The organism is Cryobacterium gelidum, assembly GCF_004403985.1.
Lineage (GTDB): Bacteria > Actinomycetota > Actinomycetes > Actinomycetales > Microbacteriaceae > Cryobacterium > Cryobacterium gelidum.
The window spans coordinates 183039-199456 of sequence record NZ_SOHL01000013.1 but is presented as its reverse complement, the minus strand read 5'-3'; the positions used below and the strand labels follow the sequence as shown (position 1 = coordinate 199456).

Here is a 16418-nt window from a genome sequence, read left to right as displayed (position 1 = left end):
GTAACCGCCGACCGACCTTCCGGTAAACAGAAGGTAAACGTGCGATAACGGTGGACCGAGAGCTTCAGGCCGAGGCGGAGTACGTTTCTATGGCGAGGATGCCCGCGGCCGGGTTCTCCGACGACAGGTGCACGATCGCAAAACCGCCAGTGTCCAGGTCCGCGGCGTCAAACAGCGCCGACGAGGTCTGACTTCCCGTGGCCAGGGCGATCTCGCGCAGAATCTCCGGTAATACCGGTCCGTGGCTGCACAGAACGGCCGTCTTGCGGGCACGCACCCGCTTGCCGACGACGGCGCGAACATCCGCTTCACCGCTCTCAAGAGCGTCCTGGCTGATCAACTCGGTCTGCTTGATCGGGATGCCCGTTGCGGCAGCCAGCGGCGCCACCGTCGTGACACACCGCGTTGCCGTACTGGAAATAATGCGCAGCGGCCGCCACGCAGTAATCATGTCGACCAGGCTTGCCGCCTGCTTCACTCCGCGGGCGGTCAGCGGGCGACGCGCGTCGGGCCCGGCGCTGGTGCGCGGCGCCGCCTTGCCGTGCCGGAGCGCGATGACGGCGAACGTGCGGGTCACTCCGGCATCGACGAGGGCCGAGAACGTCTCCAGAATCCCCACATCGGCCGGGTAACTCAAATAAGTGCGCGCCTTTTTAATGGTGACCCATTCGATCGCGGCGACCTCACCGTTCGGCACGAACGTCGAGCGGGCAATGGCCTCGGGGGTGATCTCGGCGGCCCAGTAGTGCACGATCTTGGTGCGCTCATCCGGCATGTCGTAATGCGAGATACCGAGCGGAACCCCCAGCGCCACGGCCAGCCCGGTCTCTTCCTCGACCTCGCGCACCGCGGTGCGCGGCAACGTCTCGCCCGGGTCGACCTTGCCCTTGGGAATGGTGACGTCGCCGTGCATCGTGCGGTGGATGAGGAGCACGTGCATGCGGCCGTCGATCAGGCGCCAACAGACAGCTCCGGCGGCGTATACGTCCGTGGTCCTGTCCGCCATCAGCGACGCCCCGTCGGACGCTTGCGCGCACTGATCTGAGCCATCAGCCGATTCTGCATGTCATCGAGGTGAACGCCGTGCTCGTCAACGTCGTGGCGGGTCCACTGGCCGGTGTCATCGAGCCACCAGCTGGAGGTGCGCGAGTCCATGGCGCGTTCGAACAGCGCCTCGATTTCGACCAGGTGTTCCGGGTCCATCAGCCGTACCAGCGCCTCGACTCGGCGGTCGAGGTTGCGGTGCATCATGTCGGCGCTGCCGATGTACACCTGCGATTCGCCGAGGTTGTGAAAGCTGAAGATGCGTGAATGCTCCAGGTACCGGCCCAGAAGAGACCGCACCCGGATGTTTTCGCTCATGCCAGCAACCCCCGGCTTGAGGCTGCAGATGCCGCGCACCCAGACGTCGACATGCACGCCGGCCTGGCTGGCCCGGTACAGCGAATCGATGATGTCCTCGTCGACCATCGAGTTGACCTTGATACGGATGCCGCTCGTCTTACCCTGCAGGGCGTTATCGGTTTCGGCCTGAATCTGCTTGAGCAGCGCCTTGCGCAGGTGCAGCGGAGCCACGAGCAGACGCTTGAACTTCTTCTCAATGGCATAACCCGACAACTCGTTGAACAGGCGGGTGAGGTCTTTGCCGACTTGGGCATCCGCTGTCAGCAAGCCGAGGTCTTCGTAGATACGGCTGGTCTTCGGGTTGTAGTTGCCGGTACCGATGTGGCTGTAGTGCCGCAGCACGCCCTTCTCGTAGCGTACGACGAGGGCGAGTTTGCAGTGCGTTTTCAGGCCGACCAGCCCGTAGACCACGTGCACGCCGGCCTTTTCGAGCTTGCGCGCCCAGGTGATATTCGCCTGCTCGTCGAAGCGGGCCTTGATCTCGACCAGGGCGAGCACCTGCTTGCCGCTGTCAGCGGCGGCGATGAGCGCCTCGACGATGGGGCTGTCGCCCGACGTGCGATACAGCGTCTGCTTGATGGCGAGCACATTCGGGTCGGCCGCGGCCTGCTCCAGGAACGCCTGCACGCTCGTCGCGAACGACTCATAGGGATGGTGCAGCAGTACGTCATGGTTTGCCACGGCCGCGAAGATGTCTTGCTCGGCGTTTGGCTCGCTCGGCAGCAGCTGGGCCGCCGTGGTGGGTACATGCTTGACGAAGTGCAGGTCAGGACGGTCGATGCGCAGGTCGAACAACCCGCCCAGGTCGAGCGGTGCTGGCAGGCGGTAAACCTCCTGCTCGGTCACGTCGAGCTCGCGCACGAGCAGGCCGAGGGTGACCTCGTCCATGTCCTCGGTGATCTCCAGCCGAATCGGGGGGCCGAACCGGCGCCGCAGCAGCTCCTTCTCGAGCGCTTTGATCAGGTTTTCGGTCTCGTCTTCGTCAATTTCAACGTCTTCGTTGCGGGTGACGCGAAATACGTGGTGTTCCAGAATTTCCATGCCCGGAAACAGGTCGCCGAGCTGGTTGGCGATGAGATCTTCGAGGGCGATGTAACGAATGCGCTCAACCGACTCCCGGCGGTCGACCCGCACGAAGCGCGGCAGCATGGGGGGCACCTTGAGCCGGGCGAACTCCTGCTTGCCGGTTTTGGTATTGCGCACCCGCACGGCCAGGTTGAGCGACAGGCCCGAAATGTAGGGAAACGGGTGCGCCGGGTCGACGGCGAGGGGCATCAAAACCGGAAAAATCTGGTTGGAAAAATAGGTACGGAGCGAACGACGATCGGAGTCATCGAGGCTCTGCCAGTGGACGACGTCAATCCCAGACTCGGCGAGGGCCGGCCGCACGAGGTTCTGGAAGGCGAGGGCGTGGCGATCCTGCAGAGCGTGGGCGGCCGACGAAATATCGCTGAGCACGTCGTGCGGGGCACGGCCGACGTTGGTCGGCACGGCCAGCCCGGTGAGGATGCGGCGCTTCAGGCCGGCGACGCGCACCATGAAGAATTCGTCGAGGTTGCTGGCGAAAATGGCTAGGAAGTTCGTGCGCTCCAGTACCGGCAGCGTTTCGTCTTCGGCGAGTTCGAGCACCCGCTGGTTGAAGGCGAGCCAGCTCAGCTCACGGTCGAGGTAGCGGTCGTCGGGCAGCGCCGGGTCGAGTTTTCCGAAAAGTGGGTCAAAGTCGTCATCAAAGTCTGTGCCCAGTCCCGAGTCTGCCTGAGTGATTTCGCCGTCCATCTATCCATCCTGACACCGTTGGTCACGCCGCCGCGACGAACGGAGTGAACGTCGAGCGAAATTATCTTGACACCGTCGACCTTTCGGCCCGCGCGGCTGTGGGCGCGAACTGTGGGCTGCGCGTCGGACGTGCTCAGTCGATCAGGCGGCGGTACTGGACGTCGACCGTGTGGTCGACGAAACCGAGAGTCCGATACAGGTGCACGGGCCCGACACTGTCGGCCTCCACGTAGAGCGCGGCGGTGGTGCAGCCGGCGTCGGCCAGGCGTTCGAGCCCGGCTCGCATGAGCACGCGACCGAGGCCGCGCCCGGCGGATTCCGCCAGCACCCCGACCACATAGATCTCACCGATCGCCCCGTCGACCTTGAGCCAGTTGTAGCCGATCATGCGACCTCCTTCATCACGCAGAATGAGAAAGTCGTCGGCGTTGAACCACGACTCGGCCTGCCGCGCCTCGAGGTCGGCCTCGGTGATCGCGCCCTGTTCCGGGTGCGCCGCAAACACGAGGGCGTTGAGCGCCACCCATTCCGCGTCGTCGACTCCCGGCCGAAACGCCGAAATGCGCTCGTTCCCGACCAAAGCGGATGCGCCCGCTTCCGTGTCGGGTAGTGGCTTGCGCAGCTCCAGCAACGTGCGGACGGCGACGAACTGAAGCTCGCGCGCGAGCGCCCGAGCTGCTGGATGATCGCCGTGCGACCATGCGGTCACGCCGTTCGACTCGGTCGTGGCCAGTGCGCGCGCCGCGGTGCGCCCGTACCCGCGCCGCCGATACGCCGGGCTGATCACCAGGTCGATTTCCCCGCGCCCGGCGAGCGCCGCCCCCACGACGAGTTCCTCCGTTCGCACCAAATAGGCAGTCCGCCGGCCGCTGTGCAGGTCGAACAGTGCCTGCTCATTGAATGGCGCGTACCCGTCGAAGGCTTGTGCGGCCGTGGCGACCCGGTGAAAGGCAGCCAGCGCCGCAGCATCCGCTGTACTAAGCGCGAGTAGAATTGGGAACCCGTTCATCGCTCTCCTCGTGCACATTGAATCGATACCCGACGTTGCGCACCGTGCCGATGAGCGACTCCTGGTCGCCGAGCTTGGCCCGCAGGCGCCGCACGTGCACGTCGACCGTGCGGGTGCCGCCGAAGTAGTCGTACCCCCAGACCTCGCTCAGCAGCTGTTCTCGAGTGAACACCCGGCTCGGGTGCGCTGCCAGAAACCGCAGCAGCTCGAATTCCTTATAGGTGAGGTCAAGCGGCTTACCGTGCACCTTCGCGGAATAGCTCGCCTCATCGATGACAACCCCGGCCGCGCGAATCGTGTTCGACGGCTCCGTGCGGGCGAGGCGGCCGGCGGTCAGGCGAATGCGGGCATCCACTTCGGCCGGGCCCGCCGAATCGAGAATGACGTCGTCGACACCCCAGTCGGGACTGACAGCGGCCAGTCCTCCTTCGGTGATCACGAGCAGCAGGGGAGTAGAGCTGCCCATGGTGCGCAAAATCTGGCAGAGCGACTTCGCTGCGGCCAGGTTGCTGCGCGCATCAACGAGAAGAAGGTCCGAGTCGGGCGCATTGATGAGCTGGTCAGCCTGGGCCGGAATCAGCCGTGCGCTGTGCGACAGCAAAGCCAGGGCGGGGAGTACGTCATTGTTGGCCGCCGAGGTCAGGATCAACAACTGCGCCACTCGCGCCCTCCAGGTATCTCGAATTTCATACTAGCGTGCCATGCACTGCGGGCGGTCAGGCACAATAGAGACGTGAACTGGCACTGGAAAACGATCGCGACCGTCTGGCTGCTGGCGATTGTGGGCGCTAGTCTGACCGCTTTTCTGGCCGCCGAGGACTCGGCGATCAGCTGGATCGGTCTTACCCTGGCCGTCTGCACCCTCGTCACACTGGGCCTGCAGATCGCCACCGGCAGTAAAGAGGGCTACGTCACACGGGTCACCGTCAGCATCACCGGAGCCCTCGTCATTCTCGTGGTGGCGACCGTCATCGTCGCCCTGCTCGACCTCTCGCACTAGACTCATGACATGGATCTGTTAGCACTTGAACTTTTCTTCCTGGGCCTGCTCGGGCTGGCCAGCTTGTCGATCGCCTGGGTATCCGGCATGGTCGTGTTCAAGCTGTTCCGGGGGCAGCGGTAATCACGCATGATTGACCTCCCGGTCGGCTTGCCGTCCGAACTCGTTCCACTCTCCTGGTTGATCGGAGTCTGGGAGGGATCCGGTGTACTCGAATACAAGATCGGCGACGAGTCGGTCAGCCGCACCTTCGGCCATCGAATCAGCTTCAGCCACGACGGCCTGCCGCACCTGAACTACAGCTCGTACACCTGGCTCGAGCCCGACGCGCCCGCTGCTTCTTCTGAAGTGGATGCCGACGCAGCGGCCCCCGCGCTTTCTGCGTCGAACCTGTCCGACGCAATGCTTTCTGGCGACAAGCTCCCCTTGGTCACCGAAACCGGTTACTGGCGGCTCAGCCGCCACCAGGGCGATGGCGACCCCGGACCCGGCATGCTGCCCGGCACCGGGGAGCGCCCGTTCACCTCGGCCGCGGCCGTGGAAACCCTGCGCAACCGTGATGGTGGCTTCGACATCGAGGTCACCCTCGTGCATCCCGGTGGCGTCGCCGAACTCTACCTCGGTCAGGTCAAGGGCCCGCGCATCGATCTCGCCACGGATGCCGTGCTGCGCACCGTAGGTGCCAAACCATACGCGGCAGCCACCCGCCTCTACGGCCTCGTCGACAACCATCTGCTCTGGGCCTGGGACATCGCCGCCCTCGGCCAGGACCTCCGCACCCATTCATCCGGTCGCCTCGCCCGCGTCGAATAAGGCGGGTAACTCGGCCGGTCCGTGCCCGGCCCGAATAAATCGGGTCACCGTACTGTTGAAACCGATGAGTCGTGCCCATACACACGCTCCCGATTTTGTGCACGATCGCCGACCCTCAACCCGAGTTGGCAGAATTGAGCGACATGACTGACTCCGAAGCTCCCGTGTTCGCACCGGCCTCCGTGCTGCTGGCCCTGCCCGGCGCGGTTCAGGCCGAAGGAATCGACGCTGGCGTCGCCGCGCACTATGGCAACCCCATGATCGAGCAGCGTTCGCTCGCGGCCGGCCGCTCCATCGTCGACCTCTCGCACCGCGGCGTGCTGGGAGTTTCCGGGCCCGACCGGCTCACCTGGCTCAATTCGATCGCGAGCCAGGAACTGCGCACCCTCGAGGCCGGGGAATCCACCGAGATGCTGCTGCTCGACCCCACCGGACGCCTCGAATACGCCATCCGCGTGCTCGACGACGGCGTTGAAACCTGGCTCCTCGTCGAGGCCGCCGAACTGCCCGGCCTGCAGAAGTTTCTCGACCGAATGAAGTTCATGCTGCGCGTGCAGGTCGTCGACCACACCCTCACCTACGCCACGATCGGCGCCATGACGAATGCCCCCGCCTCCGTTGGAATCAGCGCCGCCGCTCCCAACGAGGTACCGCTGACCTGGCGCGACCCGTGGGCCGTGGTGGCCCGCGGTGGGTACCAGTACGCCGAAACGCCCGAGCATCCCGCAACCCACTGGACCTACACCGAGACCCTCGTTCCCCGCGCCAGCCTTGCCGCCCTGCGCGACGCCCTCGCCGCCGGGGCCCTCACTGTTGGAGCGGCCACATCCGCGTCACCCCTCTCTGTCACCCCTGCCGGTCTTCTCGCGCTGGAGGCGCTGCGCATCGCGGCCTGGCGTCCGCGGCGAGCCCGCGAGGTCGATGAGAAGAGCATCCCGCACGAGCTGGACTGGCTCCGCACCGCCGTGCACCTCAGTAAGGGGTGCTACCGCGGGCAGGAAACAGTGGCGAAGGTACACAACCTCGGCCACCCGCCGCGCCGCCTGGTCATGCTGCACCTCGACGGATCCGAGGGCGTGCTGCCTGCCCCCGGCGACCCGGTGCAGGCCGACCGCGTCAGGCCGGAAGGTGACGCTGAGCGGGTCACCGTCGGCGCCATCACCTCGAGTGCCATCCACTATGAGCTCGGACCGATAGCGCTCGCCGTGATCAAGCGCACTATTCCGGCCACGTCGACGCTCTATGTCGAGTCCGCGGGAATCCTCATCTCGGCCAGCCAGGAGGTCATCGTGCCGCAATCGGCCGGATCCGTCGCCGACATCCCCCGGCTGCCCCGCCTCGGCATCCGTACCCCCGGTCACTGATTTCACCCCCTGCTCGATAGAGTGGGCACATGTCTGCCCCCTACACACTCGTCCTCCTCCGCCACGGCCAAAGCACCTGGAACCAGCAGAATCTGTTCACCGGCTGGGTAGATGTTCGTCTGAGCGAGCAGGGCGCCACCGAAGCCGCGCGCGCCGGCGTGCTGCTGAAGGATGCCGGCCTACTGCCCGACGTGCTGCACACCAGCCTGCTCTCCCGCGCCATCCAGACCGCGAACCTCGCACTCGAGGAAGCGGACCGCTTGTGGATCCCGGTGAAGCGCTCCTGGCGCCTCAACGAACGCCACTACGGCGGGTTGCAGGGACTCGACAAAGCGGCCACCCTGGCCAAGTTCGGCCAGGAACAGTTCATGCTATGGCGCCGGTCCTACGACACCCCGCCGCCCGTGCTCGCCGACGACTCCGAGTTCTCGCAGGTGCACGATGCCCGCTACGCCGACCTGGGCCCGGACCTGCCCCGCACCGAATGCCTCAAAGATGTTGTCGAGCGGATGCTGCCCTACTGGCAGTCCGATATCGCGCCAGACCTCCGCGCGGGCAAAACCGTACTGGTCACCGCGCACGGCAACTCCCTGCGTGCCCTGGTGAAGCACCTCGACGGGATCAGCGACGCCGACATCGCTGAGCTGAACATTCCCACGGGAATCCCGCTGGTCTACCACCTCGGCGAAAACCTCATGCCGCTAGGCCCCGGCCAGTACCTGGACCCGGCGGCCGCAGCGGCTGGCGCGGCCGCCGTCGCCGCTCAGGGCAACAAGAAGTAGTCAGCCCGCCAACGAAAAAGGCCCCGAGAACACAAGCTCCGGGGCCTTTTTCGCGCAGAAATCAGACGTTGTCGTCCTGGTGCCAGGCGCCGGTGGCGAGGTACTGAACCTTCTTCGCGATGGAGACCGCGTGGTCGGCGAAACGTTCGTGGTACCGACTGGCCAGGGTTGCGTCGACGGTGTCGGCGGCGAGACCCTTCCAGGTTTCGCCGAGAACGGCGTCGAACACGCTCAGGTGCAGGGCGTCGACCTTGTCGTCTTCGTTGCGGATCCTGTCGGCGAGCTGCAGGTCCTGGTGGGTGAGCAGTTCCGTGAGCATGTTCGCGATGACCACATCGAGTGCACCCATTTGGGCAAACGTGCTGCGTAGTCCCTTGGGAATGACCTTGTCGGGAAAACGGTAGCGGGCCAGCTGGGCGATGTGTGTGGCGAGGTCGCCCATCCGCTCGAGGGAGGCGCTGATACGTAGGGCGCTGACGACGATGCGCAGGTCGCGAGCGACCGGCTGCTGGCGGGCGAGGATGGTGATGGCGAGTTCGTCGAGCTCGACCGAGAGTTCGTCGATTTTCTCGTCTTCGCTGATGGCCTCTTCGGCGAGGCTCACGTCACTCTCGTTGAAGGCGCGGGTAGCCTTGTCCATCGAGATCGCGACGAGACGCGAAATATCGACGAGTCGCTGTTGCACTTCGGCGAGTTCTTGTTGGAATACGTCGCGCATGGGGGTGATCCTTCCGGCCGCGCGAACACGCACGATCTATGCAGCCAACCTTGGCCACCGGTTTATGTTGTCGAAATCAGGTTAACGGCAGGTGCCGCCCACTTGAACACTTTCTAAAGTACAGGGCGCGGCGCAGGTGCGCTGTGAACGACGGCCGCAGACTTTCAGTAATCTGTAGAGATGGAATCGACGTGGCTGGTGTTGCTGTCGCTGGCACTCGGGCTCGGTGTCGGTGCCGGGTTCGTGTCGCTGCTGCACGTCGCTGAGCGTCACGGGCGTCGCGCCTCCGATGTGGTCAATCCCGCTGTGCCTGATGGTATCGACCAGGTACTCGACGCCCTCGAGACCGCCGGCGTCGTGCTCGACCCGTCGAACAACGTCATCAAAACCAGCCCGGGCGCCCTCACGCTCGGTCTGGTCTGGAACCAGCAGGTTGTGCACCCCGAACTGCTCGAACTCGCTCGCCGAGTGCGCCTGACCGGCGAGCCCATCTCCGAAGACCTCGTGCTGTCCCGCGGCCCGTTCGGTGACGCGAGCATGCGCTTTCGGGTGCGCCTGGCCCGGCTCGGCACCCGCTATGTGCTGCTGCTGGCCGAGGATCGCACCGAAGCGTTTCGCCTCGATGAGGTGCGCCGCGACTTCGTGGCCAACATCAGCCACGAGCTCAAAACCCCAATCGCGTCCGTCGGCCTGCTCGCCGAGGCGCTCGATAAGGCAGCAGATGAGCCGGAGCAGGTTCGCCGCTTCGCCAACCGGTTGACGACGGAGTCGGCCCGACTGGGCCGCCTCACCCAGGAGATCATCGAACTGTCTCGGCTGCAGGCGCAGGATGCCCTCGCCGAACCGGAAAATCTCAGTGTTGACGACATCGTCGCTGCCGCGGTCGACCAGAGCCGGGTTGTCGCCGAGGCCGAGTGCATCACGATCGTGATCGGTAAGAAGTCCGGCGCCCGGGTCTTCGGTGACGAAGCCCTGCTCACCGTCGCGGTGCACAACCTCGTCGCGAACGCGGTGAACTACTCCTTAGAGGGGTCGCGGGTCGGCGTCGGCGTGCGCCTGCAGAAGGGCATTGTCGAGATCACGGTGACCGACCAGGGCGTCGGCATTCAGGAAGCCGACCTCGACCGCGTGTTTGAACGTTTCTTCCGCGTCGACCAGGCCCGGTCCCGGCACACCGGTGGCACGGGCCTCGGCCTGTCCATCGTCAAGCATGTCGTGCAGAACCACGGCGGCGACATCCGCGTCTGGTCGCAGCCCGGCAGCGGCTCCACCTTCACCATCCGCCTCCCCGAGGCGGCGCACCCCACCACCGAACCACCCCCGAACAAAACGCGACCGGCTGCTCGTGCGGCCGCAGGAGACAAACTATGACACGCATCCTCTTGGTCGAAGACGAGAGCGCCTTGAGCGAACCGTTGAGCTTTTTGCTCGAACGTGAGGGCTATGAGGTCGTCGTCACCGAAGATGGACCGGGCGCGATCAATGAGTTCGACCAGAACGGCACCGACCTGATCCTGCTCGACCTCATGCTGCCCGGCATTCCGGGCACGGAGGTGTGCCGGGAGATTCGCACCCGGTCGACCGTGCCCATCATCATGCTCACCGCAAAAGATTCCGAGGTCGACATCGTCGTTGGTCTCGAACTCGGCGCCGACGACTATGTCACCAAGCCGTATTCCACCCGTGAACTGGTCGCCCGCATTCGCGCGGTGCTGCGTCGGCATGAGGATCAGAGCGCGACCGACGTGGACAGCATGCTCACGGCCGGCACGGTGCGTATGGATGTGGAACGGCACGCCGTGACGGTCTCCGGCGAGCTCGTGAACATGCCGTTGAAGGAGTTCGAGCTGCTCGAATTCCTGCTGCGGAACGCCGGGCGGGTGCTCACGCGCGGCCAGCTCATCGACCGGGTCTGGGGCACCGACTACTTCGGTGACACGAAGACGCTCGACGTGCATATCAAACGCATCCGCTCGCGCATCGAGGCTGCACCTTCTGAGCCGGTCATGCTCGTTACGGTACGGGGCCTCGGCTACCGCTTCGAAGCCTGACGGCAGGAACGAGACAGGCCGCCGATCCCGAAGGGGCGGCGGCCTGAGCTGTCTGCTGTGGGTTACGCGGAGGGTGTTGCCGACGGGGTCGGCGTCTCAGACGGCGTCTCTGTCGGCGTCTCTGACGGGGTCAGGGTCGGTGCGAGCGTCGGCAGCAAAGTCGAGTACTCACTCTGCAAACCGGAGAGAACGGGCACTAGGAGTTCGGTGCCGGTCTCTTCGCCGTACTGGAAGAACACCGGGAACAGCGAGCCTGGCTGACTGTTCATGTTTTCCAGAACCACCGAGGCGGCGCCATCCGTGCCGAGCGTCACTGTCGTGTTGGCCTCAACGGGAACGTCCTGCGATACCGTGCCGGTGCTCGACTCGTACTGCACGAGCAGGCTCTGCAGCGTGTCCGTGGTGTTGACGACGGAGACGATCAAACTGGCTAGTTCGCCGTCGGTCGAGAGCAGCAGAGCGTTGCGAATGTGGATCTGACCCACATCCCCGCTCACACCGTCACTCGCGTTGTAGGCAATCGAGGTGGCTGGCGCTGCGAAGAATCCGCACGCGCTCGTGCCCAACAGAATGCCAGCCGCCAATACAACGGATGCAGCGATGCGCGCTCTCACAAGACCTCCACTTACTGAAGCAGCGTTCGACGGTGGGTCGACGCTGCAGAATTCACTTTGCCTCTAGCTTAGCGGCGAGTCCGGGCGCACGATTGTGTCTGCCGCGCCTCGCGGGGGCGCGCGCACTGTAGCACCTCGTCGCTGTGGTACCCTAGCAATCGGCGAAGGGATTATCCATGCTGTTTGAGGTTGGCGAAACCGTCGTTTATCCCCACCACGGCGCTGCGATGATCACCGAGGTTAAAACCCGCATCATCAAGGGTGAAGAGAAGCTGTACCTCAAGCTGAATGTCACCCAGGGCGACCTCACCATCGAGGTTCCCGCCGAGAACGTCGACCTTGTTGGCGTTCGCGATGTGATCGGTCAGGAAGGCCTCAACGCGGTCTTCGAGGTTCTCCGCGCACCGTTCACAGAGGAGCCGACCAACTGGTCCCGTCGCTATAAGGCCAACCTGGAAAAGCTGGCCAGTGGTGATGTCATCAAGGTGTCAGAGGTCGTGCGCGACCTGTGGCGTCGCGACCAGGACCGCGGCCTGTCAGCCGGTGAAAAGCGCATGCTCGCCAAAGCTCGTCAGATTCTCATCAGCGAGCTGGCCCTGGCCGAAAAGACCGATGAAGAGCAGGCATCCACCGTGCTCGACGAAGTCCTCGCTTCCTAAACTGCCGAGCTACCCAGCTCATCTCATTGCTTCGTAGAGGCGGCGCCGCGAGGCGCCGCCTCTTGCCTGTTTATACCCAGCGTGCAGTCCAGCTCGATCCGCAGATAGATACCCTCCAGATATGACTGATTTCCTCGTGCCGCCGGCCGCGCCCCTCCCGGGCGATGGAGTCGAACCCGTCAGCGCTCTCCCGGTCGACGTGGCACCGCCCACCGCTGCCGTCATTATCGTCGCCGCTGGCAGTGGAACTCGCCTCGGCAACGCTGAACCCAAAGCATTCGTTCTGCTGCAGATGCGCCCGCTGCTCAGCCACGCCCTGGACACCATCTTCGGTATGCGTGAGCTCGTACAGATCATCGTGGTCGCCCCCGGCGACCGGGTATCGGACGCTCGTGCCATCGCCGCCCAGGCTGCTCGTCGGCACGACGTGCTGGCCGCGGCCGCGTCCAGCACCACGTCGACCGGTGCCGCTCCCACCAGCAGCCCGGTGCCTTCGCGCACGGTCACCATCGTCGCGGGCGGGCGCACCCGCCAGGACTCGGTAGAGCTGGGCATGGACGCACTGCTGCCGAGCGTCGACATCGTGCTCGTTCACGACGCCGCGCGCGCCCTCACGCCCGCCGCGCTCTGCGACGACGTCGTCGACGCGGTGCGCTCCACCGGGCACGGCATCATCCCGGGGCTGCCGGTGGTCGACACCATCAAGCGGGTCGCAGACTCCGGCGCCATCCTCGGCACCGTCGACCGTTCCGAGCTGTCCGCCGGGCAGACTCCGCAGGGCTTTCCCCGCGCAATGCTCGCGGACGCCCGCGCCTGGACCCTGCAGAACGGCCGGTTCGAAGCCCTTACCGACGATGCCGCCCTCGTCGCCGACGCCGGACTTCCGGTGAACGTTATTCCCGGCCACCCGCTCGCCTTCAAGATCACGACCCCCGAAGATCTCGAACGTGCTGAGGTCATCCTGCACGCAGCCGCGACCACCACTCATTCCGCGGACGCCTCGGTCGGCCCCGGCGCCGACGCGCCTGCCAGTGATGGGCCAGCTGCCGCGCCAGCCGCGCTCCTTCCGCGCATCGGCACGGGCCTCGACGTGCACGCCTTCACCTCCGACAATACGACCGAACTGTGGCTGGCTGGCCTTTACTGGCCGGGGGAGCGAGGCCTCAGCGGGCACAGTGATGGCGATGTCGCAGCCCACGCCATCTGCGACGCGTTGCTCGGCGCTGCCGGCCTCGGTGATATCGGTAGCATCTTCGGCACGGCCGACCCCCGGTTCAGCGGTGCACACGGTGACGTCTTCCTCACCGAAACCGTGCGCCTCGTGGCCGCCGCCGGCTACCTCGTTGGCAATGTCTCGGTGCAGATCATCGGCAACCGCCCCCGATTCACCCCGCGTCGGGGCGAAGCCGAAACGCGACTCGCCGGCATCCTCTCGGCTCCGGTCAATATTTCCGCAACCACGACGGACGCGCTCGGCTTCACCGGCCGCGGCGAGGGGGTGGCAGCGACGGCGACAGCACTGCTCTACCCCGCCCCTCCCGCGGTTCAGCCGACCGCGCCTGCACGCACGCCCGAGCCGGGTCAGACCCCTGACCTAAACTGGGAGGCGTGACCATGCAATTGTACGATTCGAAGGCGCAGGCCTTGCGTGACTTTGTCCCCCTCGAAGCGGGTCAGGTTTCGATGTACGTGTGCGGACCCACCGTGCAGTCCAGCCCGCACATCGGCCACCTGCGCAGCGCTCTGGTCTACGACCAGCTGCGCCGCTGGCTCAGCTACCGCGGCATGAACGTCACCTTCGTGCGCAACGTTACCGACATCGACGACAAAATTTTGATCAACGCGCAGGGCTCGAATGAGCAGTGGTGGGCCCTCGCCTACCGCTTCGAGCTCGAGTTCACCGCGGGCTATCAGCGCCTCGGCATTCTCGCCCCCACCTACGAGCCGCGCGCGACCGCGAGTATCACCGAGATGCAGACCCTCATCAGCACGCTGATCGAGCGTGGCCACGCCTACGCCGCTCCCGACCAGTCCGGGGACGTCTACTTCGACAGCGCGAGCTGGGGGGCCTACGGTGCCCTCACCCATCAGTCGCGCGGCAATATGGAGGCGGCCACGGATGCCTCCCCGCGCGCCAAGCGTGACGTGCGCGACTTCGCCCTGTGGAAGGGCTACAAGGCCGGAGAACCGACCTCGGCCGCCTGGGCGTCGCCGTGGGGCCAGGGCCGCCCCGGCTGGCACATCGAGTGCTCGGCCATGGCCGCGCGCTACCTCGGCGACCACTTCGACATTCACGGCGGCGGCCTCGACCTGCGCTTTCCGCACCACGAGAACGAGCTCGCCCAGTCGAACGCGGCCGGTAATGACTTCGCGAACTACTGGGTGCACAACGGCCTGGTCAACGTGAACGGGCAGAAGATGTCCAAGTCGCTTGGCAACTCGGTCTTCGCGGTCGAACTGCTCGGCCAGGCCCGCGCCATCGTCGTGCGCTATTTTCTCGGTGCCGCCCACTACCGATCGACCATCGACTACAACGACGGGTCGTTGGCCGAGGCCGAAGCGGCCTTGGAACGCGTCGAAAGTTTTCTCGACCGTGCCGACCGCCGGCTCGCCGGCACCCGGTTCGCCGGGAGCGGGGTCGAAATCGTGCCGGATGATTTCGCCGCAGCGATGGACGACGACCTGGCCGTTCCGCAGGCCCTCGGCGTGCTTCACGACACCGTGCGCGCCGGCAACGCCGCGCTGGATGCCGAAGACCTGCATGCGGCAGCATCCGCTCGCAGTGCAGTACTGGCGATGAGCGAAGTGCTGGGAATCAATCCTTTGTCGCCCGGCTGGGCCGTGGCGACGGACGAACCGGCCATGGTGGCCCTGAGCGCGTTGGTCGAGCGGCTGCTCGGCGACCGCAACCTTGCCAGGGAAAACCGCGACTATGCGGCCGCAGACCGAATCCGGGACGAACTCGTCGCCGCCGGAATTACCATCGAAGACACCCCGTCGGGTGCCCATTGGAGCTTTGACTGATGAAGAACTTAGACCGCAAATCGCGCACCGGATCGGTGCGTAAGGGCAGCCGTGGAGCCCAGGTCGGCTCTGGCGGCCAGGGCCGTCAGGCACTCGAGGGCAAGAAGCCCACGCCCAAGGCCGAAGACCGTCCGTACCACCCCGCCGGCAAGCGCAAGGCGGCCGCCGATCGTTTCACCGCGGCCGGCGGCTTCAACTCTCGCCCGGCAGCGGATGCGACCAGCAACCGTGGTGGCGCCCGCGGCGGCCCCGCCGGAGCAGCTCGTGGTGGCGCCCGCGGCGCCTCGCAGGGTGCGCCCCAGCGCGGCACCGGCAACACCGGGGGCGGCGGATCCTCGACGCGTCGGGCCAAGCAGATCGACGAGCACGAAATTGTCACCGGTCGTAACTCGGTGCTGGAGGCGCTGCGCGCGAAGATCCCCGCGCTGACCCTCTATATCGCGGCACGCATCGAAATGGATGAGCGGGTCAAAGAGGTGCTGTTGATGGCGACGAGCCGCAACATCCCCATTCTCGAGGTCATGCGCCCCGAACTGGACCGCCTCGCCGGCCGCGACGCCGTGCACCAGGGACTCGCGCTCAAGGTGCCCTCCTACGAGTATGCGCATCCGATGGAGCTGCTCGAGCTCACCATCAGCCGTGGCCACAAGCCGTTGTTCGTGGCCCTCGACGGCATCACCGACCCCCGCAACCTGGGCGCGATCATCCGTTCGACCGCGGCGTTCGGCGGCCACGGAATCATCGTGCCGCAGCGTCGTTCCGTCGGCGTGACCGCCTCGGCCTGGAAGACCAGCGCCGGCGCCGCGGCCCGCACGCCCGTCGCCATGGCGAGCAACCTCACCCAGACGCTCAAGGCGCTCAAGGCGCAGGGTGTGTTTGTGCTTGGTCTAGACGGCGACGGCGACGTGTCGCTGCCCGACCTCGGCACCGGCTTCGCCGAGCGCCCGATCGTGATCGTCGTCGGCAGCGAGGGCAAGGGCCTGTCCCGCCTCGTGACCGAGACCTGCGACGCGATCGTCTCGATTCCAATCAGCGCCGCCACCGAGTCGCTCAATGCCGGAATCGCCGCCGGTGTCACGCTCTACGAGGTAGCCCGTCTCCGTGCCCAAATCAAGCTTGCGAAGCAGGCCGCGAAGCTCTAACGTTTCGCTCAGCGGCCGCCCGGTGCCGGTATCAGCCCGGTGCCGGTATCGGCCGGGTTTGG

General features: G+C 65.6%; 16 protein-coding genes. 10 read left to right on the top strand and 6 right to left on the bottom strand.

What is annotated here, in order from left to right; all coding sequences use genetic code 11:
* Positions 1-64 precede the first annotated feature (64 nt).
* From E3T50_RS07250 to E3T50_RS07235, 4 genes are all read right to left on the bottom strand, one after another.
* Complete coding sequence (locus E3T50_RS07250; RefSeq protein ID WP_134551231.1) at positions 65-1006, bottom strand: NUDIX hydrolase; 942 nt, start codon at positions 1004-1006, stop codon at positions 65-67.
* A complete protein-coding gene (locus E3T50_RS07245; RefSeq protein WP_134551230.1) occupies positions 1006-3180 on the bottom strand; it encodes an RNA degradosome polyphosphate kinase in 2175 nt (724 codons plus the stop codon). Before E3T50_RS07245 ends, E3T50_RS07250 begins: the two co-directional genes overlap by 1 nt.
* A 133-nt stretch (positions 3181-3313) precedes the next feature.
* Positions 3314-4189 carry a mycothiol synthase gene (gene mshD / locus E3T50_RS07240; RefSeq protein WP_166784227.1) on the bottom strand — a complete coding sequence of 292 codons (876 nt, stop codon included), beginning with the start codon at positions 4187-4189 and terminating at the stop codon, positions 3314-3316.
* On the bottom strand, positions 4158-4850 hold the full coding sequence (locus tag E3T50_RS07235) for a response regulator transcription factor (protein ID WP_134551228.1): 693 nt from the start codon (positions 4848-4850) through the stop codon (positions 4158-4160). The genes mshD and E3T50_RS07235 overlap by 32 nt, the downstream gene beginning before the upstream one ends.
* A 72-nt stretch (positions 4851-4922) precedes the next feature.
* On the opposite strand from E3T50_RS07235, the gene E3T50_RS07230 reads away from it, so the two are divergent.
* The 4 genes from E3T50_RS07230 to E3T50_RS07215 all read left to right on the top strand — a co-directional run bounded on the left by E3T50_RS07230 (position 4923) and on the right by E3T50_RS07215 (position 8148).
* Positions 4923-5189 carry a hypothetical protein gene (locus E3T50_RS07230; RefSeq protein WP_134551227.1) on the top strand — a complete coding sequence of 89 codons (267 nt, stop codon included), beginning with the start codon at positions 4923-4925 and terminating at the stop codon, positions 5187-5189.
* Positions 5190-5318: 129 nt separating this feature from the next.
* The gene (locus E3T50_RS07225; protein ID WP_134551226.1) at positions 5319-6002 is read left to right on the top strand and encodes a heme-binding beta-barrel domain-containing protein; all 684 of its coding nucleotides are present in this window, start codon (positions 5319-5321) and stop codon (positions 6000-6002) included.
* A 143-nt stretch (positions 6003-6145) separates the two neighbouring features.
* Positions 6146-7366, top strand: coding sequence for a CAF17-like 4Fe-4S cluster assembly/insertion protein YgfZ (ygfZ, locus tag E3T50_RS07220; RefSeq protein WP_134551225.1), 1221 nt, complete (start codon positions 6146-6148; stop codon positions 7364-7366).
* Between the two features lie 29 nt (positions 7367-7395).
* Positions 7396-8148, top strand: a complete 753-nt coding sequence (locus tag E3T50_RS07215) for a phosphoglyceromutase (protein ID WP_134551224.1) — start codon at positions 7396-7398, stop codon at positions 8146-8148.
* Between the two features lie 61 nt (positions 8149-8209).
* Here E3T50_RS07215 and phoU read toward each other — a convergent pair whose 3' ends face one another.
* A complete protein-coding gene (phoU, locus tag E3T50_RS07210) occupies positions 8210-8866 on the bottom strand; it encodes a phosphate signaling complex protein PhoU (protein WP_134551223.1) in 657 nt (218 codons plus the stop codon).
* A gap of 180 nt (positions 8867-9046) precedes the next feature.
* Here phoU and E3T50_RS07205 point away from each other — a divergent pair, with 180 nt between their 5' ends.
* Together E3T50_RS07205 and E3T50_RS07200 are read left to right on the top strand one after the other, a co-directional pair.
* Positions 9047-10237, top strand: a complete 1191-nt coding sequence (locus E3T50_RS07205) for a sensor histidine kinase (RefSeq protein ID WP_134551222.1) — start codon at positions 9047-9049, stop codon at positions 10235-10237.
* A complete protein-coding gene (locus E3T50_RS07200; protein ID WP_134461401.1) occupies positions 10234-10917 on the top strand; it encodes a response regulator transcription factor in 684 nt (227 codons plus the stop codon). Before E3T50_RS07205 ends, E3T50_RS07200 begins: the two co-directional genes overlap by 4 nt.
* 62 nt (positions 10918-10979) lie before the next feature.
* Here E3T50_RS07200 and E3T50_RS07195 read toward each other — a convergent pair whose 3' ends face one another.
* Complete coding sequence (locus tag E3T50_RS07195) at positions 10980-11531, bottom strand: hypothetical protein (RefSeq protein ID WP_134551221.1); 552 nt, start codon at positions 11529-11531, stop codon at positions 10980-10982.
* Between the two features lie 176 nt (positions 11532-11707).
* On the opposite strand from E3T50_RS07195, the gene E3T50_RS07190 reads away from it, so the two are divergent.
* The 4 genes from E3T50_RS07190 to rlmB all read left to right on the top strand — a co-directional run bounded on the left by E3T50_RS07190 (position 11708) and on the right by rlmB (position 16356).
* Positions 11708-12190 carry a CarD family transcriptional regulator gene (locus E3T50_RS07190; RefSeq protein ID WP_134551220.1) on the top strand — a complete coding sequence of 161 codons (483 nt, stop codon included), beginning with the start codon at positions 11708-11710 and terminating at the stop codon, positions 12188-12190.
* 121 nt (positions 12191-12311) lie between these two features.
* Positions 12312-13802 carry a 2-C-methyl-D-erythritol 4-phosphate cytidylyltransferase gene (gene ispD, locus E3T50_RS07185; RefSeq protein WP_134551219.1) on the top strand — a complete coding sequence of 497 codons (1491 nt, stop codon included), beginning with the start codon at positions 12312-12314 and terminating at the stop codon, positions 13800-13802.
* Positions 13799-15214 (top strand): cysteine--tRNA ligase, encoded by a 1416-nt coding sequence (gene cysS / locus E3T50_RS07180; protein WP_134551218.1) that lies wholly within the window; start codon positions 13799-13801, stop codon positions 15212-15214. Before ispD ends, cysS begins: the two co-directional genes overlap by 4 nt.
* Positions 15214-16356 (top strand): 23S rRNA (guanosine(2251)-2'-O)-methyltransferase RlmB, encoded by a 1143-nt coding sequence (rlmB, locus tag E3T50_RS07175; RefSeq protein WP_134461387.1) that lies wholly within the window; start codon positions 15214-15216, stop codon positions 16354-16356. The genes cysS and rlmB overlap by 1 nt, the downstream gene beginning before the upstream one ends.
* Positions 16357-16418: the final 62 nt, after the last annotated feature.

Excerpts from the sequence above, each read along its gene's own strand:
- mshD (WP_166784227.1), bottom strand. The coding sequence starts at position 4,189 with ATGAACGGGTTCCCAATTCTACTCGCGCTTAGTACAGCGGATGCTGCG.
- E3T50_RS07215 (WP_134551224.1), top strand. The coding sequence starts at position 7,396 with ATGTCTGCCCCCTACACACTCGTCCTCCTCCGCCACGGCCAAAGCACC.
- phoU (WP_134551223.1), bottom strand. The coding sequence starts at position 8,866 with ATGCGCGACGTATTCCAACAAGAACTCGCCGAAGTGCAACAGCGACTC.
- E3T50_RS07190 (WP_134551220.1), top strand. The coding sequence starts at position 11,708 with ATGCTGTTTGAGGTTGGCGAAACCGTCGTTTATCCCCACCACGGCGCT.
- E3T50_RS07250 (WP_134551231.1), bottom strand. The coding sequence starts at position 1,006 with ATGGCGGACAGGACCACGGACGTATACGCCGCCGGAGCTGTCTGTTGG.
- E3T50_RS07245 (WP_134551230.1), bottom strand. The coding sequence starts at position 3,180 with ATGGACGGCGAAATCACTCAGGCAGACTCGGGACTGGGCACAGACTTT.
- ispD (WP_134551219.1), top strand. The coding sequence starts at position 12,312 with ATGACTGATTTCCTCGTGCCGCCGGCCGCGCCCCTCCCGGGCGATGGA.
- rlmB (WP_134461387.1), top strand. The coding sequence starts at position 15,214 with ATGAAGAACTTAGACCGCAAATCGCGCACCGGATCGGTGCGTAAGGGC.
- E3T50_RS07205 (WP_134551222.1), top strand. The coding sequence starts at position 9,047 with ATGGAATCGACGTGGCTGGTGTTGCTGTCGCTGGCACTCGGGCTCGGT.
- E3T50_RS07200 (WP_134461401.1), top strand. The coding sequence starts at position 10,234 with ATGACACGCATCCTCTTGGTCGAAGACGAGAGCGCCTTGAGCGAACCG.
- E3T50_RS07225 (WP_134551226.1), top strand. The coding sequence starts at position 5,319 with ATGATTGACCTCCCGGTCGGCTTGCCGTCCGAACTCGTTCCACTCTCC.
- ygfZ (WP_134551225.1), top strand. The coding sequence starts at position 6,146 with ATGACTGACTCCGAAGCTCCCGTGTTCGCACCGGCCTCCGTGCTGCTG.